Below are 21,258 nucleotides of genomic sequence, written 5' to 3'. Positions count from 1 at the left end.
ACCACAAATATATTTCGAATGAAAGAAAACGCCGGGTAGCGGCTGCGCCTTACCCGGCAGGCTTTTACAAGGTGTGTTCGGTACGGGCGATAATATCGTCCTGCGCATCCGGTGACAGGGCGGTAAAGAACGCCGAGTAACCGGCCACACGTACCACCAGATCACGGTACTGATCCGGGTGTTTTTTCGCATCCAGCAGCGTTTCGCGCGACACGATGTTGTACTGAATATGCCAGCCTTTATGCGCCTCAAAGAAGGTGCGCAGCAGGATCATCAGTTTCTGCCGATCGCTGTCGTTATCCAGCGTCGCCGGGTTCAGTTTCTGGTTGAGCAGCACGCCGCCGAGAATCGAACCGGTCTGCAGTTTACCGACGGAACTGATCACCGCGGTCGGGCCGAGATGGTCAGTACCGGACGCCGGACTCGCGCCTTCCGCCAGCGGCGTTCTGGCTTTACGCCCGTCCGGTGTCGCCATGGTTGCCGCGCCAAACGGCACATTGGCGGAGATTGATGACGTCCCGGCGTAGTAGTTGCCGCCGATGGGGCCGCGACCATAACGTGGGTTATGGTACTGTTTTAACTCGTCGATATAGGTCTGGTAAGCGCGAACCAGCAGGTCATCAACGCTGTCGTCATCATTACCGTACTTGGGCGCGCTGTTGATCAAACGCTGGCGTAACTGTTCGTGAGTTAAGCCATCGAAATCATCCGCCAGCGCTGCCGCCAGTTGTTGCTGACCAATTGCGCCCTGATCGAATACCAGTTTTTTCACCGCCGCCAGGCTGTTGCCGAGGTTGGCGATACCGACCTGTAACCCGGAAACCCAGTCATATTTCGCGCCGCCCTGTTTGATGCTCTTCGCGCGTTCAATACAGTCATCGACCAGTGCCGAACAGAGAATGTCGTGAACGTTTTCTTCGAGCATCGTGTCGACAACGTACTCGATTTCAATCGATTTACGGGTGTAATAACGGATCTGGCGATCCCAGGCTGTCATTACCTCGTCAAAATCACTGAAATTGCCTTTCGACAGCGCCAGTTCCTGCGGCAGGAAGATTTTGCCGCTGGTGGCATCGCGGCCGCCTTCGAGCGCCGCCAACATCACGCGGGCGAAGTTAATAAAGCTCATGCCGGTGCAGCGGTAGCCCCATTTACCACCGACGGCGGTTTCGATGCAGCCAATCGCGGCATAGTCGTAAGCGTCCTGCGGCTCGATGCCGAGTTTGATAAATTCCGGGATCACGATTTCGTCATTGTTGAACGCGGGCATGCCGAATCCGCAGCGGATCACCTGCACACAGGCATCGAGGAAGTCATTACTCATTCCGGCGTGATAGCGTACGCTGAGGTTCGGCTGGGTGGAGCGCAGACGACCACAAGATTCCAGAATCGCATATGACAGCGGGTTGACTGCGTCCTGCGGTTTGCCATTCACCAGCATCTGGCCGCCGATGGTGACGTTCTGGTACAGCGGGCTACCGGCAGAAGCCTTCGAGTGAGAGCCGGAACGGATCTTGTTCACTTCCAGCAACTTCAGCCAGCAACTGTGGAACAGTTCGATTGCCTGTTCACGGGTCAGCGTCTGATTCAGTTCAACGTCGCGGCGATACCACGGGTAGAGATACTGGTCCATACGGCCAAACGACACGGAGTGGCCGTTGGATTCAATTTGCAGCATCAGCTGGATAAACCAGCACAACTGCAACGCCTGCCAGAAGGTTTCCGGCGGCTGGTGGGCGATACGGTCGCAGTTTTCTGCTATCGTCAGTAACTCATCGCGACGGCTGGTGCGAATTTCATCACGCGCCATGTCACGCGCCAGCGCGGCGTAGCGTTCGATATGTGAGCTGACGGCTGCCAGTACAATGTCGATGGCTTTCAGAAACTGCTCGCCATGGAGGTCATCCAGCACGGTGAGATTCAGACGCGAACGGCGCTCTGCCACTTTCTCGCGCAGGCCGTCGAGCCCTTTTTCCAGCAGCAGCGGGAAGTTCACCGCAAGATGCGCGTCGCCGGAGGTCATGTTGCCTTCGGCCTTGATGATGCCGGTTTCCAGCAGCGCTTTTTGCTCGTCGGTGAACATACCGTAGCAGCGATCCTGCACCGTCTGGCCGCGCCACCACGGGCAAATGTCATGCAGAACGCGTTTGTTCTCTTCGCTGACCGCAAACCCGGCACCGGGACGGTCGGCCAGATCGTCAATTTCTTTTTCAATCCAGCTGACGGTGTATTCCGGGAAAATCGGTGCGGCGCGGACTTCGCTCGCCTGGTTGCCGATGATCAGCTCGTCATGTTTGATCCAGATAGTCCGCTCCGCCAGGTGGTGAGCCAGCGCCAGCGCGCGGCGTACCGGGATCGGTTTATCCATGTTCTGCTGATACATTTCGGTGTAGTGACGGGCGCGTTCGGTACAGACCGGCGGCTTCACGATGTGAACCAGCGCTTTTTTGTGCGCCTGAATACGGGCGGAGAGCGTGTTGAGTGTCAGAATGGTCATCGGTTTATCCTCGTAGGGTCGCCGTTAACCCTTTCTGGCGGGCAATGTCTTGCGCAAAGGCCAGTAATTCCGGGTCGTCCAGCGGCTTGTCAGGGGCAGAGTAGGGTTGGCCGAGCAGGGTGTATTTATTCATGCCCAGCGTGTGATACGGCAAAAAATGGATATCGCTGACGTGCAGTTCGTCGGCGGCAAAGTCAGTGATAGCGGTAATCGAGGCTTTATCGGCATTGAAACCGGGGATCAGCGGGACGCGAATAGTCAGCGTTTTTCCGGCCGCGGCGAGGCGTTTGAGGTTATCCAGCACCCGTTTCGCCGAGCCGTCAGTCCAGGCGTTAAACACCGCGTCATCGACGTGTTTCAGATCCGCCAGGAACAGATCAACAAATGGCAGCGCCGGTTCGATATATTTCCACGGCACATGCAGACAGGTTTCCACAGCAGTATGGATCCCTTGCTGATGGATCTGTTTCAGCAGTGCCAGCGTCATCTCAGGGTTCATAAACGGTTCGCCGCCGGAAAGGGTAATCCCGCCGCCGCTGCGATCATAAAAGGGTTTATCGCGCAAAACGATGGACATGATCTCATCCACGCTTTTCGTTTCGCCACACACCGTCAGCGCCTGCGTCGGACAGCAGTTGTCGAGCGCAGTAAGATGGTCTTCGGTCAGTTTTTCGCGGTGGATCAGCAAACCATTCAGCGCACGTTCGATGACTGCCGGCGCGGCCTGCTGGCAGAGCTGGCAGCCGTCGAGGCATAAGCGGGCATCAAATAACAGGTCGCGGGAGCGCGAGCGGCTCTCCGGATTCTGGCACCAGCGGCATCCGAGCGAGCACCCTTTGAGGAACACCACGGTACGGATACCGGGGCCGTCATGGGTTGAGTAGCGCTGAATGTTGAAGATCATAAATCACCTTTGCGATTTGCATATGAAAATTAAATGACTTTCGAATGAAAGTTGATTTGATGCAAATCAAAAAGGTGACAGGTTGTCTGGTGAGACCTTGTCACTCTGTGACGCAGGGAATGATGAACGCAAATAACGGAGGTCTAATGCTTACCCGCACACCTCGCAGCCCGGGTTGCGCATCAGCTTCATTTCGCGGAACTGGCAGGTCATCGCGTCATACATCACGATTTTGCCGACCGCGGGCGTGCCGTAGTGAGCCAGCAGCTTGATGGCTTCCATCGCCTGCAATGAGCCGATCACGCCAACGAGCGGCGACATCACGCCAGCTTCCACGCAGGTCAGCGCATTTTCGCCAAACAGGCGACTCAGACAGCGATAACAGGGTTCGCCTGGTTGATAGGTAAAGACGCTGATCTGGCCTTCCATACGAATCGCCGCGCCCGAGATCAGCGGTGTTTTATGCACAAAACAGCCGGCGTTCAGTTGATTACGAATGGTGACGTTATCGGTACAGTCGAGCACCAGATCATGCTGTGCAATTTGCGCCTGCAGCGCATCGTCGTCCAGCAGGGCGTTAAGGGGCGTGAACTGAACGTGCGGGTTAATCCGCGCCAGCGACGCGTGCGCGGAATCCACTTTCGGTTGCCCGATGGTCGCGTCGCTGTGCAGCGTCTGGCGCTGAAGGTTGGAGAGCGACACGGTGTCAAAATCGAGCAGCGTCATGTTGCCAACGCCGCTCGCTGCCAGATACTGAGCGGCGGCACAGCCGAGGCCACCCAGCCCGACGACCAGCACCCGCGCGGCTTTTAGCGCCTCCTGACCGTCAAAATCGAAACCGCGCAGCACAATCTGGCGATTGTAGCGCAGCATCTCCGCATCGCTCAGTTCGACGGTCATCACAACCCTCCCAGCAGATGATTAAAGGATTCCACTTCAACCCATTCGCCCGCATCCACATTCCCGCGTTCACGTTCCAGCACAATAAAGCAGTTTCCCTGACTGAAGGAGCTGAAAATATGCGAGCCCTGATGCCCGGTGGTCGTGACTTCCGGCTCGCCCTGCGCGTTAACGCTGAGGATACCGCGCTGAAAATCGAGCCGGCCCGGCGTTTTTTTCAGCCGCGTGGTGGTACGCACGCGCTGGCGGGGCGGGAACACCGGGGCGTTACTGCCGCTCAGCGCGGCCAGCAGCGGCTGCACCAGTTGGTAGAAGGTAAGGGCGGCAGACACCGGGTTACCCGGCAAACCGCAGAACCAACTGCTTTTCAGTTTACCGAAGGCGAACGGCTTACCGGGTTTGATCGCCAGTTTCCAGAAACTGATTTCGCCCAGTTCTTCAAGGATCGCTTTGGTGTAATCAGCTTCGCCCACCGACACGCCGCCGGAGCTCAGCACCACGTCAGCCTGGCTGTCGGCGGTAATAAAGGTCTGGCGTAACAGTTCGGGATCGTCGCGCACAATGCCAAGGTTAATCACCTCGCAGCCGAGCTGCTCCAGCATCAGGTGCACCGCCAGGCGGTTGGTGTCGTAGATTTGCCCGTCGCCAAGCGGCTGGCCCGGTAACTGCAATTCATCACCGGTGGAAAACAGCGCCACGCGGATTTTGCGCACCACGTTGACCTCGGGGATCCCCAGCGACGCGAGCACCGGCAGTTCTGCAACGCTGAGTTTTGTGCCTGCCGGAAATACCGTTGCGCCCATGGAGATATCTTCACCGCGATAGCGAATGTTTTGCCCGGCTTTGACCTGCGCCATAAACCGTACGCCCTCGTCGGTTTGTTCGGTCTCTTCCTGCATTACTACCGCATCGCAGCCAACGGGAACCGGCGCCCCGGTCATAATGCGAATACAAGTGCCTGCTGGCCACTCGCCCTGTAACGGCTGCCCGGCAAAGGCTTTTCCGGCGACTGGCAACGGCGCGCCGCGTTGCACCTCCGCCAGCCTGACTGCATACCCATCCATCGCTGAGTTATCAAAACCCGGTACGTCCAGCGGCGATACTACGTCGGCTGCAGTGATCCGGCCAAACGCCTGCACCAGCGGAACGGATTCCGACGCGGCGAGCGGCGTGATTTGAGAAAGCATTTGCGACAGGGCAGCCTCAAGCGGCATCAGTCCGGCGGTAAAATCCATGAGTAACTCCTGCTGAAAATTCAATTGCGCCCATTATGGCAGAAAAGGGCAATGCACTGTATGCCACATGAGGTGTAGCCTTTACAGTACCGGCGGCACTTTCTATATTCAAAAAAGAGATAAGCAAGACGACAGTCTAATGATATGTATAGAAAAAGCAGTTCAATTCATCACAAGGCGAAGAAATGAGTAAAGCGGTGATCGCCATTCACGGTGGCGCAGGCGCGATTTCTCGTGGGCAACTTTCTCCGGAGCGTGAGCAGCAGTACGTCGCGGCGCTTTCGGTCATTGTGGAAAAAGGGCAACGGATGCTCGAAACGGGAGCCAGCGCGCTGGATGTCGTCACTGAAGCCGTCCGTTTACTGGAAGAGTGCCCGTTATTTAATGCCGGCACCGGCGCGGTGTTTACCGCGGCTGAACAGCATGAAATGGATGCCTGCATCATGGATGGCAATTTGTTGCAGGCGGGTGCGGTGGCGGGAGTCAAACATCTGCGTAACCCTGTTCTGGCGGCACGGATGGTCCTGGAGCGCAGTCCGCATGTGCTGCTGATTGGCGAAGGTGCTGAACAGTTTGCTGCCTCGCAGGGAATGGAGCCGGTGGAAAACAGCCTGTTTTCGACCCCGGAACGTTACGAACAGCTTTTGCAGGCGCGCGAGGCGGGGGAAACCCGGCTTGATCATGACGCGGCACCGCTCGATGAGCGCAGCAAAATGGGCACCGTTGGCGCCGTAGCGCTGGATTCGATGGGCAATCTGGCGGCGGCCACTTCCACCGGCGGAATGACCAACAAACTGCCGGGCCGCGTGGGTGATACGCCGATTGTCGGGGCCGGATGTTACGCCAATAACGCCAGCGTCGCGGTCTCCTGCACCGGTACCGGTGAAGTGTTTATGCGCACGCTGGCGGCCTACGATATTTCGGCGCTGATGGAGTACGCCGGGCTGAGTCTGCAGGATGCCTGCGAACGGGTGATCCGCGAAAAATTACCCGCGCTCGGCGGCAGCGGTGGGCTGATCGCCATCGATCGCGAAGGTAACGTCGCGCTGCCCTTCAACAGCGAGGGAATGTATCGCGCGTTTGCCTTCGCCGGTGATGCCCCGAGTGTCGGTATCTACAGTGAGTAAGGAGCCAGTTTGCCTCACAGTCGAGAGATAGATCCCAACGATGTGCTGGTGGTCAAAAACCTCAACGTCGCGTTTTCCCATGAACAGCAGTCGGTGCCTGCTGTCCGTAACCTGTCGTTTAAGCTCCGGCGTGGCGAGACGCTGGCGATTGTTGGCGAGTCCGGCTCGGGGAAATCAGTCACCGCCCTGTCGCTGTTACGGCTGATTGAACAGGCGGGGGGTGAGATGCGCAGCGAGCGCCTGCTGCTGCGCCGTCGCAATCAACAGGTGATTGAGCTGGGCGAACAAAGCGCCGCACAGATGCGTCGCGTACGTGGCGCCGATATCGCGATGATTTTTCAGGAGCCGATGACCTCGCTTAACCCGGTGTTCACCATCGGCGAGCAGATCGCCGAATCGATTCGTTTGCATCAGGGGCTCAGCCGCGACAAAGCGATAGCGGAAGCGCGGAAAATGCTCGACCGGGTGCGCATCCCGGAGGCGCAATCAATGCTGTCGCGTTACCCGCATCAGCTTTCCGGCGGCATGCGCCAGCGGGTGATGATCGCCATGGCGCTCTCCTGTCGCCCGGCGGTGCTGATCGCCGATGAACCGACCACGGCGCTTGACGTCACCATTCAGGCGCAAATCTTACAACTGATTGCCGTCCTGCAAAAAGAGATGGCGATGGGGGTAATTTTTATTACCCATGATATGGGCGTGGTGGCCGATATCGCTGATCGGGTGCTGGTGATGCACGAGGGCGAAGCGGTGGAAACCGGTAGCGTGACGCAGATTTTCAATGCGCCGCAGCACCCGTACACGCAGTCACTGCTGGCTGCGGTGCCTAAGCTCGGTGAGATGCGCGGCAGCGATTTGCCGCGGCGTTTCCCGTTGGTGACGGAAGGAACATCGTTTACCCGCCCTGAGCCGGAACAGGACACGGTGGTCGCGGGCGAGCCCATTTTGCAGGTGCGCGATCTGGTCGCGCGCTTCCCGCTGCGCAGCGGCATTCTTAATCGTGTCACCCGCGAAGTGCATGCGGTAGAAAAAGTCAGTTTTGATTTATGGCCGGGAGAGACGCTGTCGCTGGTGGGCGAATCCGGCTGTGGGAAATCGACCACCGGGCGCGCGTTGCTGCGGCTGGTTGAAGCGCAAAGCGGCACCATCACGTTTCAGGGGCAGCGGGTGGATAAGCTCTCCTCCGGCAAGCTGCAGGCGTTGCGCCGCGACATTCAGTTTATTTTTCAGGATCCTTACGCGTCGCTCGACCCGCGCCAGACGGTCGGATATTCGATTATGGAGCCACTGCTGGTGCACGGCCTGCTGGAGGGCGACGCCGCCCGCCGACGCGTCGCCTGGCTGCTGGAGCGCGTGGGGCTGAAAGCGGAACACGCCTGGCGATACCCGCATGAGTTTTCCGGCGGGCAGCGGCAGCGTATCTGTATCGCCCGGGCGCTGGCGCTGAACCCGAAAGTGGTGGTGGCTGATGAGTCCGTCTCCGCACTCGACGTCTCCATTCGCGCGCAGATCATCAATCTGTTGCTCGACTTGCAGCGCGAGATGGGCATCGCATTTTTATTTATTACCCACGATATGGCGGTGGTTGAGCGTATCAGCCATCGTGTGGCGGTGATGTACCGCGGAAGGATCGTTGAGATGGGTCCCCGGCGCGCCGTCTTTGAAAACCCGCAACACCCCTACACCCGCAAACTGATGGCCGCTGTTCCGGTGGCCGATCCGGCGCATCGCCCTCCGCAGCGTGTGCTGCTGTCGGATGAGATGCCGGGGAATATTTACAAGCGGGGAGAACAGAGCGTCAGTGTACCGTTGCAACAGGTTGCGCCGGGCCATTTTGTCGCCCGCGATCCGGTGGCAAACGCTCTGACGCGTTAATAAAGCAGGGATTATCAGGAGAGTGAGATGACACAACGAATTTCAGGTAAGTGGCTGCTGGCGCTGGGTGTTGTCTCTGCCCTGACCGCCGCGCCCGCCTTTGCGCAGAAAGATGTCGTGGTAGCGGTAGGCTCTAATTTCACCACGTTAGATCCCTACGATGCCAACGATACCCTGTCACAGGCCGTGGCAAAATCCTTCTATCAGGGGCTGTTTGGCCTTGATAAAGACATGAAATTGCAGAACGTGCTGGTGGAGAGTTATACCGTTTCTGATGATGGTCTGGTCTATACCCTCAAGCTCCGTCAGGGGGTGAAGTTTCAGGACGGCACTGTGTTTGACGCTGAGGCGGTGAAGGCTAACCTCGACCGCGCCAGCAACCCGGCTAACCATCTGAAGCGTTATAACCTGTACAAAAATATCGACAAGACCGAAGCGGTGGATCCTTCCACGGTGAAAATTACCCTCAAGTCACCGTTCTCTGCGTTTATCAATATCCTGGCGCACCCGGCGACGGCGATGATCTCCCCGGCGGCGTTGAAAAAATATGGCAACGAGATTGGTTTCCACCCGGTGGGTACCGGTCCGTATCAACTGGACACCTGGAACCAAACCGATTTTGTGAAGGTGAAGAAGTTCGCCGGTTACTGGCAGCAAGGGTTGCCGAAACTCGACACCATCACCTGGCGTCCGGTGGTTGATAACAATACCCGTGCGGCAATGTTACAGACCGGTGAAGCGCAGTTCGCGTTTCCGATCCCCTACGAACAGGCGGCGATCCTCGGTAAAAATAGCAAGCTGGAGCTGGTTGCCAGCCCGTCTATCATGCAGCGTTACATCAGCATGAACGTCACGCAAAAGCCGTTCGACAACCCGAAAGTGCGTGAAGCGATCAACTACGCCATTAACCGTCAGGCGCTGGTGAAAGTGGCGTTTGCCGGATACGCCACTCCGGCGACGGGTATCGTGCCGCCGTCGATTGCTTACGCTCAGCAGTATCAGCCGTGGCCGTACGATCCGGCCAAAGCGAAGGCGCTACTGAAGGAAGCCGGGTATCCCAATGGTTTCAGCACCACGCTGTGGTCGTCGCATAACCACAGCACAGCGCAGAAGGTGTTGCAGTTTACCCAGCAGCAGCTGGCGCAGATCGGCATTAAAGCGCAGGTGACGGCGATGGATGCCGGGCAACGCGCGGCGGAAGTGGAAGGCAAAGGGCAGAAAGAGAGCGGGGTGAGGATGTTCTACACTGGCTGGTCAGCCTCGACCGGTGAAGCCGACTGGGCGCTGTCGCCGCTGTTCGCTTCGCAGAACTGGCCGCCAACCCTGTTTAACACTGCGTTTTACAGCAACAAGCAGGTGGACAGCGATCTGACTGACGCCCTGAAAACCAACGATCCGAAAGAGAAAGCCCGTCTGTACAAAGACGCGCAGGATATCGTCTGGAAAGAATCGCCGTGGGTACCGCTGGTGGTCGAAAAACTGGTCTCCGCGCACAGCAAAAATCTGACCGGGTTTTACATCATGCCGGATACCGGATTCAGCTTTGACGAGGCCGATCTGAAGTAATGCTCAATTATGTGATTAAACGGCTGTTCGGATTGATCCCCACGCTGCTGATTGTGGCGGTGCTGGTGTTCCTGTTCGTCCATTTGTTGCCGGGTGACCCGGCGCGGTTAATCGCCGGTCCCGAAGCGGATGCGGAGGTTATCGCACTGGTGCGGCAACAACTGGGGCTCGATCAGCCACTGCATATTCAGTTCTTTGATTACATCATTAACGTGTTGCAGGGCGATTTCGGCCACTCGATGGTGTCACGGCGTCCGGTGTCGGAAGAGATCGCCAGCCGCTTCCTGCCGACGCTGTGGCTGACCATCGCCAGCATGGTGTGGGCGGTGATCTTCGGCATGGCGATGGGCATCGCGGCGGCGGTGTGGCGCAATCGATGGCCCGACCGGCTCGGCATGGCGCTGGCGGTGACCGGCATTTCGTTTCCCGCCTTTGCACTGGGCATGCTGTTGATGCAAATCTTCTCCGTCGAGCTGGGCTGGTTACCTACTGTCGGTGCGGACAGCTGGCGGCATTACATTCTGCCCTCCATCACCCTTGGTGCGGCGGTGGCTTCGGTGATGGCGCGCTTTACCCGCGCCTCGTTTGTGGATGTGCTCAACGAAGACTACATGCGCACGGCGCGGGCGAAAGGGGTGAGCGAAACGCTGGTAGTGCTCAAGCACGGCCTGCGAAACGCCATGATCCCGGTGGTGACGATGATGGGCCTGCAGTTTGGTTTTTTGCTCGGCGGCTCTATCGTGGTGGAGAAAGTCTTTAACTGGCCGGGGTTGGGGCGTTTGCTGGTGGATTCCGTCGAAATGCGTGATTATCCGGTCATTCAGGCGGAAGTGTTATTGTTTTCCCTGGAATTTATTCTTATCAACTTAGTGGTGGATGTGCTCTACGCAGCCATTAACCCGGCGATCAGGTACAAATAAGGTGAGATTGTTAAACTGGCGACGACAGGCCGTATTAGACGCCATGCCGACGGTCAAGCCCGGTCGGGTGCGCACGCCGTGGTGTGAGTTCTGGCGACGGTTCCGCCGTCAACCCATCGCGCTGGCAGCCGGGCTGTTTGTGCTGCTGCTGATCGTGGTAGCGGTTGCAGCGCCGTGGATAGCGCCGTTTGATGCGGAAAATTACTTTGACTACGATCGGCTGAACGACGGGCCGTCGACGATCCACTGGTTTGGTGTTGACTCGCTTGGTCGCGATATTTTCAGCCGGGTGCTGCTTGGCGCGCGGATCTCGCTCGCCGCCGGGGTGTTTGCCGTGCTGATTGGCGCGGTGACGGGCATTGTGCTGGGGCTCCTGGCCGGGTACTACGAAGGCTGGTGGGATCGCATCATCATGCGCATCTGCGATGTGCTGTTCGCTTTCCCTGGCATCCTGCTGGCGATTGCGGTCGTCGCGGTGATGGGTAGCGGGATGGCGAATGTGATCATCGCCGTGGCTATCTTCTCGATCCCGGCGTTTGCCCGCCTGGTCCGCGGCAATACGTTGGTGCTTAAACAGCAGACGTTTATTGAGTCCGCCCGCAGCATTGGCGCCAGCGACAGCACCATTCTGTTCCGTCATATTCTGCCGGGAACTGTGTCGTCGATTGTGGTCTTTTTTACCATGCGTATTGGCGTGTCGATCATCTCCGCTGCCAGTCTCTCTTTCCTTGGCCTGGGCGCGCAGCCGCCAACGCCTGAATGGGGCGCGATGCTTAATGAAGCGCGCGCCGACATGGTGATTGCTCCGCACGTGGCGATTTTCCCGGCGATTGCTATTTTCCTGACGGTGCTGGCGTTTAACCTGCTGGGCGACGGCCTGCGTGACGCGCTGGATCCGAAGATAAAAGGGTAATATCAGGCGCGGTGACACCGCGCCTGTATGTTCTGTGCACTCCCCCACAAAAGCGGAAATTCACCGCCGTCTGGCTCCCTCACTTCCCGGGTTTACGGGCATCATGTGCGCAAGGTGTCCTGTTCCGGGAGAAGCAATGCGTAATGAATTACTGACATTTCTGGCGAACCAGACGGATTTTTTTGATCCTAAAAACCTGAGTGATGTTTTCACTGCCCGCTATCTGGCGCAACGCTTTGCGTTAAAAAGAAATACTGCCAGTCACTATCTCAACCAACTGGTGGCGCAGGGCGTGCTGGTGAAAATTAATACCCGGCCCGTCTACTTTCTGCATAAAGAGAGTTTCTGTCAGCAGTTTTTTACGCTCTCGCGTAATGACTACGACAGCGTAGCCCAACTTCTTGCCGATGACGGGCCTGCGCCTGAGCAGCCCGACCATTTTTCCTTACTGATTGGTCACGACGGCAGCCTGAAAAAGCCCATCGAGCAGCTTAAAAGCGCGCTCTTTTACCCTGACGGTGGTCTGCCACTACTGATGACCGGTGACAGTGGCACCGGCAAAAGTTATATCGCCGAACTGATGCATCACTTCGCCATTTCGCAGGGGCTACTGGCAGACGATGCGCCATTTATCAGTTTCAACTGCGCTCAGTACGCCAGTAACCCGGAGCTACTGGCCGCCAACCTGTTTGGCTACGTTAAAGGGGCGTTTACCGGCGCGCAAACCGATAAGCAGGGCGCATTCGAAGCCGCGGATGGCGGCATGCTGTTTCTTGATGAGGTGCATCGGCTGAACGCCGAGGGGCAGGAAAAGCTATTTACCTGGCTGGATCGCAAAGAGATCTATCGCGTGGGTGAAACCTCGCAGGGGCACCCGGTCTCTACGCGCCTGATTTTCGCTACCACAGAAGAGTTGCACAGTACGTTCCTGACGACGTTTCTGCGTCGCATCCCTGTACTGGTGACGCTGCCGGACCTTCAGAGCCGCTCGCGGCAGGAAAAAGAGGCGCTGATTTTGCTCTTTTTCTGGCTGGAGGCGAAAACGCTGGCAGCGCAACTGGCGCTGACGCCGCGTCTGTTGCAGGTGCTGAATCATTACCACTATCGCGGCAACGTCGGCGAGCTGAAAAACGTGGTGAAGTATGCCGTCGCGGCGGCGTGGGCGAAACAGCGGGGCAGTGAGAGACTGAGCGTAGGCATTCAGGATCTGCCGGAAAAGGTGGCCGTCGCGTTGCCCGCTTCCGGGGAGCCGTTAGCCACTGAGGAACGGCTGACGGTCGATCCGCGAACCAGCCTCGTCTGGCTGCTGCGTTCGCGCAACCCGGTTCAGGGGATCATTCATGACACGCAATGCCAGGTGCTGGCGCTGTTTGAACAGGTCAACACCGGGGAGTCGCGGTGGGAGGACGTACAGAAACGAATGGGTGAAGAGATTGAGACGCTCTTCGATCGGCTCATTTTTGAACATCGTGATACCACGGATTCACCGATGCTGCTGTTGACCACGCAGCAGGTGCGAGAAGAATTTTACCGGCTGGAAAAGCAGTTCAACATCCAGTTTAACGGCAACTGCATCTATGCGCTCAGCCACTATCTGGTTCATCGCTCTCACGGCTCGCACTCGGCGCTTAGCCATGAACGCATTCGTCTGCTGGATGATTATCTGGCGCAGAAATATTCGCAGTTATACCGTTTTTGTCAGGCGGTGATCGCGGCGCTGACTCAGAAACTCGATATTGAGCCTCAGCGAATCGACGCGCTGTTGCTGGCGTTATGGCTGCATAAAGCGGGCGCGGTCAGCCAGACGCATGTCAGCCGGGCGGTCATTCTGGCGCACGGGTTTGCGACTGCCAGCAGCATCGCCAACGTAGCTAACCGGCTGCTGAAGAATCCGGTATTTGAGTCGTTTGACATGCCACTGGATGTCACGCCGGAGGCCATTGCGCAGCAGGTGGTGAACTATATCGAGAGCAACGCGCTCTCTTCAGGGCTAATGATCCTCGTGGATATGGGCTCGCTGAACGCTATTCATAGCTATTTCCAGCGCCGTGTCGCCACGCCGGTCGCCATCGTCAACAACGTGTCGACCAGCATGGCGCTGTATGTCGGTGAACGGATCTTACAGGGGCATCTGATTGAGGATATCGCGCGGGAGGTAAGTGCCGATCTTCCTGTTGAACATCAGTTGTTCTGGCCGCAGGCGAATAAACCGCGGGTGATCCTCACCACTTGCGTGACGGGCATGGGGGCAGCGACAAACCTCTGTATGCTGCTGAAGGCCAGCATTCCGGAAACCCTCGGCGTCGATATTATTGCGTGCGATTATCACATGCTCAGCAACACCCATGAGCGTGCGCTGATCTTTAACCGCTACGACGTGCTGGCGGTAGTCGGTACGCTTGACCCGCGTATCCCCGCCGTGCCGTGGATTTCGCTGGATTCCCTGATCGCAGGGGGTGGCAACGGGCAACTGATGCGCATTTTCGGCACGATTGCCTCCGCAGAGCAGGTTAATGAAATCAATAACCTGCTGCTGAAAAACTTCTCCCTGCGGCGGGTGATTGAATCGGTCACTATTCTCGACACCGGCAAAGTGATCAACCAGGTCGAGCAGTTTGTTTTCCGCTATGAGCATCTGGCCGGGTGTCAGGTGCCGAATGATCGCAAGGTGGCGCTGTATGTTCACATCAGTTGCCTGATTGAGCGTTTGATTCGTAACGCATCGCCGGGCACTTACACCGGACGGCAGTGTCCGGAGAGCGAGCTGACACTCCTGCGCCAGGCCTTTAGTGTCATTGAGGCGAGCTATAGTGTCAAAATCCCGGTAGTGGAGCTTTATTACATTCATGATGTGTTAACGCTGGAGACTGAATTTATCCAGCAGGATCAAGAGTTTTAACCCTTCTTACGTTTCATCCTGTCGATCGCCACTTTTTACTGGCACGCGGCTTGCAAAATTACGCGTGGTGGAATGAGCTTTCGAGGACAGGATGAAACGACACTATATTTTTGCCAGCCATGGCACTTTCGCCCAAGGGGTACTCAATTCGGTTGAGCTGATTCTCGGCATGCAACCGAATATCTACACGTTATGCGCTTATGTAGATGAAAATACGGATTTGACAGCGCAGGTTGGGGCGTTAATGGCGTCTCTGCCTGAAGAAGACGACGTCATTGCCATTACCGATATTTTTGCCGGTAGCGTGAATAATGAGTTTGTGCGCTTTTTGCAACGGCCACAGTTTCATTTACTTTCCGGACTGAACTTGCCTCTGGTAATTGATTTGCTGATTTCTGCTGAAGAGCAGAATACCAGCAAATTAATTAACGACGCGCTGATCAGTTCCAAAGAAAGTATTCAGTACTGTAATCAAACCCTCGCCACTGCCTTCCAGGCGGATAAAGATTTCTGATAATGAGGAAAAATGATGATTGCCTTAATGCGGGTTGACCACCGATTACTCCATGGGCAGGTTGCCTTTTCATGGACGCAATATGTCGGCGCAGATTGCATTCTCATTGCGAACAACAGTGTCCCCAATGATGAACTGCGCAAAACGACCATAAAGCTGGCTAAACCGCCTTCGGTGAAGCTGGTGATCAAAAATATCGACGACTCAATCGAAGCGATAAAAAGCGGCGTCACCGATAAATATAACCTTTTTATTGTTGTTGAATCTGTCGAAGACGCCTGGCGATTAGCCAGTGCGGTGGACGATATCAAAAGTATCAATCTTGGCGGAATTAAAGTGAAGGAAGGCAGCATTAATATTTCCAAAGCCATTAATCTCCTGCCGGATGAAATAGAAAAATTGACACAGCTGGTTGGGAAGGGCGTTGAAGTGGAAATTCGCCAGGTACCCAACGATCGCAAACAGCTATTCACGGAATGTGTGTAATTCCTGAGGACTCACTATGGTAGAGGCACTTTTACTTGGGCTGGTAGCGTTTATCGCGCAATCAGAATATGCCCTCGGAACCTCGCTCATTTCCCGGCCCATCGTCACCGGTTTACTGACAGGGCTGGTTCTGGGCGATGTCGAAACCGGCATCATTATGGGCGCGACGCTGGAACTGGCCTTCATTGGTTCCTTCTCTGTTGGCGCTTCCATTCCGCCAGATGTCGTCACCGGCGGGGTGTTAGGGGTGGCGTTCGCCATCACGTCAGGGGCAGGAACAGAAACAGCGTTGCTGTTGGGATTGCCTATCGCGACGCTGACGCTGGTACTCAAAAACGTCTATTTAGGCATGTTCATTCCGATGTTGAGTCAGAAGGCGGACGGCTACGCCGAACAGGCTGACACGCGCGGTATTGAGCGCATGCATCTGATTGCCGGGTTTGGCCTGTCGCTGATGCTGGCGGCGGTGGTCACAATTTCGTTTCTGATAGGTAGCAACGCCGTAAAAGCGCTGCTGGATGCAATTCCGGAATTTATTAAACACGGACTAAGCGTGGCAACAGGCATGATTCCGGCGCTCGGTTTCGCCATGCTCGCCCGTCTGCTGATCAATAAAAAAGTGGCGCCTTATTTCTTCCTCGGCTTTGTGCTGATGGCGTATCTGAAAATACCGGTGACCGGTATTGCCATTCTTGGTGCCATTGTCGCCGTTGTGATGGTGAACGTCTCCACCTTTGCCTCACCCCGGACCCAAACCAGTCAAGGAGTCAGCGATGACGACGAAGATTTCTGAAGAATGTCTGCCGCAAGAGCAGAGCGAGCAGCAGATTAACGCCCGTGATTTACGCCGCGTGTTCTGGCGCTCATTCCAGATGGAGTTTTCCTGGAACTATGAACGGCAGATGAACCTGGCGTTTGTTTATGCGCTGATCCCGGTGCTCAAAAAGCTCTATCCGCAGAAAGAGGATCTGAAAAACGCGCTGAAGCGTCACCTGGTCTTTTTCAATACTACGCCACACATCGTGACCCTTTTGCTTGGGATCACTACCGCGATGGAGGAGAAAAACAGCCAGCAGAAGGCGATGGACGATGGCGCGATTGAGAACGTAAAAGCTTCGCTGATGGGGCCGCTGGCCGGGCTGGGCGACTCCTTTTTCTGGGGGACATTGCGCCTGATTGCAACCGGCATCGGCACCAGCCTGGCGCTGAAAGGCAATATCCTCGGGCCCATTCTGTTCCTGCTGGTGTTCAACGTACCGCATCTTCTTGTGCGCTGGTTTTTCACGCGCTGGGGCTATGTTCTCGGTACGGGCGTGCTTCAGCGCATCCAGCGCAGCGGCATGATGGAGAACGTCACCTATGGCGCATCGATCATCGGCCTGATGGTGGTCGGTGCGATGGCGGCATCGATGATAGATATCACCATTCCGATCTCCTTTGGCACCGGCGAGGCGAAAACCAACGTTCAGGACATCCTTAACGACATTATGCCGTGCCTGCTGCCGCTGGTGAGTTTTGGCATTGTCTACTGGCTGCTCGGGCGCAAAGTAAAACCGCTCACAATTATCGGCGGCATGGCGCTGGTGGGCATTCTGGGCTCATGGATTGGCTTGTTTTAACAGGAGATAACGATGTTACCCACAATGATGACGTATATCGAAGAAGAGCCTGCGGCACTTGAGAAAATCCTGCGGGAGTATCCGCAGCATCTGGCGCCGCTGACCGCTTACGTGCGCCAGCGTCCGGTTCGCCGGGTACTGATTCTGGCAACGGGCTCGTCGTTGAACGCGGCGATGTGCGCGCAGCACTTTTTTGAACAGCGTTTCGGGCTGCGAGTGGAGATTAAAGAGCCTTATAACTTTGTCCATTACGAGACGCTCGATCCCGATACCGATCTGGTACTGGCGATTTCGCAGAGTGGAAAAAGCGCCTCGACGCTGATTGCGATGCAAAAAGTACAGGCGGCAAAACTGCCTGTGTTTGCCCTGACTTCCGATCCGCACAGCCCGATTGGCGAGGCCTGCGACGCGGTGCTGAATATTAATACCGGCATCGAAAAGGTGGGATTTGTCACCCGCGGATTCAGCGCCACCGTGCTCAATTTGTTGCTGATCGCGTTGATTATCGCCCGTGCGCAGCAGCAGATCAGCGATGACGAACAACAGGATTCGCTGGCGGCATTGCAGCACATCGCTGCTTCTGTTCCGGCAGTCATTGCCCGCACACAGGCATTTTTTGACCGCCATGAGAAAGTGTTCCAGGACGGAACGCGTTTTGTCGCCATCGGCTATGGCGCGTTAACTGGCGTGGCGAAGGAATTTGAAACGAAGTTCACCGAAACCGTGCGCGTGCCGTCGAGCGGGTTTGAACTGGAAGCCTACATGCATGGCCCGTACCTCGAAGCGAACGCGCGGCATGTCATGCTGTTTATCGAAGACACGCTCAATCCGCGCTTGCGGGCATTGCAGGAGTACATGACCCCTGCGGTGGATCGGACCTTCAGAGTCACACTCGGCAATGAACAGAACGCGCAGACGCTGGCGCTGGATTGCCCGGTCACGCATTACTTTTCGCCACTGTTGTTGATTGTCCCGATGCAGATCCTGGCCTGGCGAACGGCCTGCGCCAAAGACATTAACCTCGCGGTTCGCATATTTGATGATTTCGATCGTGTCTTAAAAAGTAAGATCTAATACTTCAGGAGAAAAATATGTTGGGTTTTAATCAGGACGAGTACCTGACGAGTGCTCGTGAGATCATTGCTGCGCGTAAACAGGCGGAAAACGTCGCAGATGATATTTTTAAACAGGGTGTCAGCACGCTCTTTTTCGCCTCTGTGGGCGGTTCGTTAGCCCCGATGATGGCAATAAACGCCTTTGCTAAAGAATTAACCGATATCCCCGTTTATCTTGAGCAGGCGGCAGAGTTAATTCACACCGGGCATAAAAAACTCACCAAAGATTCGGTCGTCGTGACATTATCAAAATCAGGCGATACCAAAGAGTCGGTGGATATCGCGCAGTGGTGCAAATCGCAGGGAATACGTGTGGTGGCGATCACCAGAAACAGCGACTCGCCACTGGCCAGCGCGGCAACCTGGCATATTCCGATGCGCCATAAAAATGGTGTGGAATATGAATATATGTTGCTCTACTGGTTATTTTTCCGCCTTGTGCAACGTCAGGGGGAATTTGCGCACTATGATCGGTTTGCCAGCCAACTGGAACGGTTGCCTGAAAACCTGCTGAACGCAAAAAAGAAATTTGACCCGCAGGCTGACGACATCGCCAGCAAATATCACAGCTGTGACTATATGATGTGGACTGGTGGCGCGGAAATGTGGGGCGAAGTCTATCTCTTCTCAATGTGTATTCTTGAAGAAATGCAGTGGAAACGCACCAAATCTGTTTCGTCCGCTGAGTTTTTCCACGGTACGCTGGAATTACTGGAAAAAGAAGTGCCGTTATTTCTGGTGAAAGGGGAAGGGAAGTGTCGGGTGCTGGATGAGCGTGTCGAGCGTTTTGCCGAAAAGATCACTGACCATTTAATTGTGCTGGATCCCCGCGATTATCCGCTGGCGGGCATTGATGACGAATTCCGCTGGATCCTCGCGCCGTGCATTATCTCCACGCTGCTGGTAGACCGTCTCGCGGCGCATTTCGAACATTATACCGGGCATGATTTGAATATTCGTCGCTACTATCGCCAGTTCGACTATTAACACTGAAAAAATAAGGGGACGCAATGTCCCCTTATTTCTCATGTTGATGACTAAACCCGGCTGCCCCACAAGTCGTATTCATCAGCGTTTTCGACTTTCACGCGAACCACGTCGCCTGGTTTCACCTTCGTTTCACCGTTCAGATAGACCGCGCCGTCGATTTCCGGGGCATCCGCCATGCTGCGGCCAATCGCGCCTTCTTCATCGACTTCATCAATAATCACCATGATTTCGCGGCCCACTTTCTCCTGCAAACGCTCAGCGGAAATTTGCTGCTGAAGCTGCATGAAGCGGTTCCAGCGCTCCTCTTTGATCGCTTCCGGCACCTGATCCGGTAATTCGTTGGCGGTAGCGCCTTCGACCGGGCTGTACTGGAAGCAACCAACGCGATCCAGACGCGCCTCTTTCAGGAAGTCGAGCAGCATCTGGAAATCTTCTTCGGTTTCGCCCGGGAAGCCCACGATGAAGGTCGAGCGTAGCGTCAGCTCAGGGCAGATTTCACGCCACTGTTTGATGCGTGCTAACTGGCGATCGACTGAACCCGGGCGCTTCATCAGTTTGAGAATGCGAGGGCTGGCGTGCTGCAGCGGGATATCCAGATACGGCAGAATTTTGCCCTCCGCCATCAGCGGGATCACATCATCAACATGCGGATAGGGATAGACATAATGCAGACGCACCCAGACGCCCAGCTTCGCCAGCTGCTCGCACAGGCTGACCATGCTGGTTTTGGCCGGCTCGCCGTTGTAAAAACCGGTGCGGTGTTTTACATCAACGCCGTAGGCGGAGGTGTCCTGGGAGATCACCAGCAGTTCTTTCACTCCGGCATCGACGAGGCGTTTGGCTTCTGCCAGCACATCGCCAATCGGGCGGCTGTCGAGATCGCCACGCATGGACGGAATAATGCAAAAGGTACAACGATGGTTACAGCCTTCGGAAATTTTTAAATAAGCATAGTGGCGCGGCGTCAGTTTCACGCCCTGTTCCGGCACCAGGCTGGTGAACGGGTTGTGCTGCGGCTTCGGCACGTAATGATGTACATGCTCAAGCACCTGCTCATAGCTGTGCGGGCCAGTAATTTCCAGTACTTTCGGGTGCACTTCACGGATCTGATCTTCCTTCGCCCCGAGACAACCGGTAACGATGACTTTGCCGTTTTCGTTCAGTGCCTCACCGATGACTTCCAGCGATTCCTGGACTGCGCTGTCGATAAAACCACAGGTGTTGACGATCACCATATCGGCATCGTCGTAACGGGGAACCACATCATACCCTTCGGTACGCAGTTCAGTGAGGATGCGCTCGGAATCAACCAGATTTTTCGGGCAGCCTAAAGAGATAAAACCAATCTTAGGCTGCTGCGTTACATTGCTCATAGCTTAAAATTTATTCAATTACAGGAATGGTCAGGGCAGCGATTCTACAGAGATCGGGGGAGAAATTGTACTGGAGATTGTCATCGACCGCTGTCTCCGGTAGGGCACAGATAGTCTGTTTCATCTGACAGAGTTATTCCCTCTCAATGTGATAATTTATCATTATCAACTCTCGTCTTTTATTAAATTATCGACATTTACATCTTTAGTTGTAAGTTTCTCTGACTTCGTTTTTATGAAACCCGTCACGTTAATTTATCAATAACCTCCACCTGACCAATGTTGGCACACATCACGCATAGTCCTTCTGGTTTGCATCTTACGG

The 21,258-nt window shown here is 55.8% G+C and carries 17 protein-coding genes; 12 read left to right on the top strand and 5 right to left on the bottom strand.

Annotated features, from left to right (window positions below):
• Window positions 1-64: 64 nt before the first annotated feature.
• The 4 genes from QMG90_RS14280 to moeA all read right to left on the bottom strand — a co-directional run bounded on the left by QMG90_RS14280 (window position 65) and on the right by moeA (window position 5,536).
• On the bottom strand, window positions 65-2,497 hold the full coding sequence (locus tag QMG90_RS14280; RefSeq protein ID WP_283280296.1) for a formate C-acetyltransferase/glycerol dehydratase family glycyl radical enzyme: 2,433 nt from the start codon (window positions 2,495-2,497) through the stop codon (window positions 65-67).
• Between the two features lie 4 nt (window positions 2,498-2,501).
• Window positions 2,502-3,401, bottom strand: coding sequence for a glycyl-radical enzyme activating protein (locus QMG90_RS14275; RefSeq protein ID WP_283280295.1), 900 nt, complete (start codon window positions 3,399-3,401; stop codon window positions 2,502-2,504).
• A gap of 150 nt (window positions 3,402-3,551) precedes the next feature.
• Window positions 3,552-4,301, bottom strand: coding sequence for a molybdopterin-synthase adenylyltransferase MoeB (gene moeB / locus QMG90_RS14270; protein WP_283280294.1), 750 nt, complete (start codon window positions 4,299-4,301; stop codon window positions 3,552-3,554).
• Window positions 4,301-5,536, bottom strand: a complete 1,236-nt coding sequence (gene moeA / locus QMG90_RS14265) for a molybdopterin molybdotransferase MoeA (RefSeq protein ID WP_283280293.1) — start codon at window positions 5,534-5,536, stop codon at window positions 4,301-4,303. Before moeA ends, moeB begins: the two co-directional genes overlap by 1 nt.
• 185 nt (window positions 5,537-5,721) lie before the next feature.
• Here moeA and iaaA point away from each other — a divergent pair, with 185 nt between their 5' ends.
• From iaaA to QMG90_RS14205, 12 genes are all read left to right on the top strand, one after another.
• Complete coding sequence (gene iaaA / locus QMG90_RS14260; RefSeq protein ID WP_283280292.1) at window positions 5,722-6,663, top strand: beta-aspartyl-peptidase; 942 nt, start codon at window positions 5,722-5,724, stop codon at window positions 6,661-6,663.
• Between the two features lie 9 nt (window positions 6,664-6,672).
• Window positions 6,673-8,538 carry a glutathione ABC transporter ATP-binding protein GsiA gene (gene gsiA / locus QMG90_RS14255; protein WP_283280291.1) on the top strand — a complete coding sequence of 622 codons (1,866 nt, stop codon included), beginning with the start codon at window positions 6,673-6,675 and terminating at the stop codon, window positions 8,536-8,538.
• A gap of 27 nt (window positions 8,539-8,565) precedes the next feature.
• A complete protein-coding gene (gene gsiB, locus QMG90_RS14250; protein ID WP_283280290.1) occupies window positions 8,566-10,104 on the top strand; it encodes a glutathione ABC transporter substrate-binding protein GsiB in 1,539 nt (512 codons plus the stop codon).
• Complete coding sequence (gsiC, locus tag QMG90_RS14245; protein WP_283280289.1) at window positions 10,104-11,024, top strand: glutathione ABC transporter permease GsiC; 921 nt, start codon at window positions 10,104-10,106, stop codon at window positions 11,022-11,024. Before gsiB ends, gsiC begins: the two co-directional genes overlap by 1 nt.
• Before the next feature lies 1 nt (window position 11,025).
• Entirely contained in the window at window positions 11,026-11,937 is a 912-nt protein-coding gene (gsiD, locus tag QMG90_RS14240) for a glutathione ABC transporter permease GsiD (RefSeq protein WP_283280288.1), read from the top strand.
• 136 nt (window positions 11,938-12,073) lie between these two features.
• The gene (locus tag QMG90_RS14235) at window positions 12,074-14,836 is read left to right on the top strand and encodes a sigma-54-dependent transcriptional regulator (RefSeq protein ID WP_283280287.1); all 2,763 of its coding nucleotides are present in this window, start codon (window positions 12,074-12,076) and stop codon (window positions 14,834-14,836) included.
• 91 nt (window positions 14,837-14,927) lie between these two features.
• A complete protein-coding gene (locus QMG90_RS14230; protein ID WP_283280286.1) occupies window positions 14,928-15,350 on the top strand; it encodes a PTS sugar transporter subunit IIA in 423 nt (140 codons plus the stop codon).
• Window positions 15,351-15,365: 15 nt separating this feature from the next.
• On the top strand, window positions 15,366-15,836 hold the full coding sequence (locus QMG90_RS14225; RefSeq protein WP_283283969.1) for a PTS sugar transporter subunit IIB: 471 nt from the start codon (window positions 15,366-15,368) through the stop codon (window positions 15,834-15,836).
• 16 nt (window positions 15,837-15,852) lie between these two features.
• The gene (locus QMG90_RS14220; protein ID WP_283280285.1) at window positions 15,853-16,629 is read left to right on the top strand and encodes a PTS mannose/fructose/sorbose/N-acetylgalactosamine transporter subunit IIC; all 777 of its coding nucleotides are present in this window, start codon (window positions 15,853-15,855) and stop codon (window positions 16,627-16,629) included.
• A complete protein-coding gene (locus QMG90_RS14215) occupies window positions 16,610-17,455 on the top strand; it encodes a PTS system mannose/fructose/sorbose family transporter subunit IID (protein ID WP_283280284.1) in 846 nt (281 codons plus the stop codon). Before QMG90_RS14220 ends, QMG90_RS14215 begins: the two co-directional genes overlap by 20 nt.
• A gap of 12 nt (window positions 17,456-17,467) precedes the next feature.
• Entirely contained in the window at window positions 17,468-18,529 is a 1,062-nt protein-coding gene (locus QMG90_RS14210; protein WP_283280283.1) for an SIS domain-containing protein, read from the top strand.
• A gap of 17 nt (window positions 18,530-18,546) precedes the next feature.
• Window positions 18,547-19,557: an SIS domain-containing protein gene (locus tag QMG90_RS14205; RefSeq protein ID WP_283280282.1), complete on the top strand. Its 1,011-nt coding sequence runs from the start codon at window positions 18,547-18,549 to the stop codon at window positions 19,555-19,557.
• A gap of 50 nt (window positions 19,558-19,607) precedes the next feature.
• Here the strand turns inward: QMG90_RS14205 and rimO are convergent, their stop codons facing one another.
• Complete coding sequence (gene rimO / locus QMG90_RS14200) at window positions 19,608-20,933, bottom strand: 30S ribosomal protein S12 methylthiotransferase RimO (protein ID WP_283280281.1); 1,326 nt, start codon at window positions 20,931-20,933, stop codon at window positions 19,608-19,610.
• Window positions 20,934-21,258: the final 325 nt, after the last annotated feature.

The organism is Trabulsiella odontotermitis (assembly GCF_030053895.1).
Taxonomy (GTDB): Bacteria; Pseudomonadota; Gammaproteobacteria; order Enterobacterales; family Enterobacteriaceae; genus Trabulsiella; species Trabulsiella odontotermitis_C.
The sequence above is the reverse complement of the archived record's forward strand: the minus strand, read 5'-3'. Positions and strand labels throughout refer to the sequence as shown.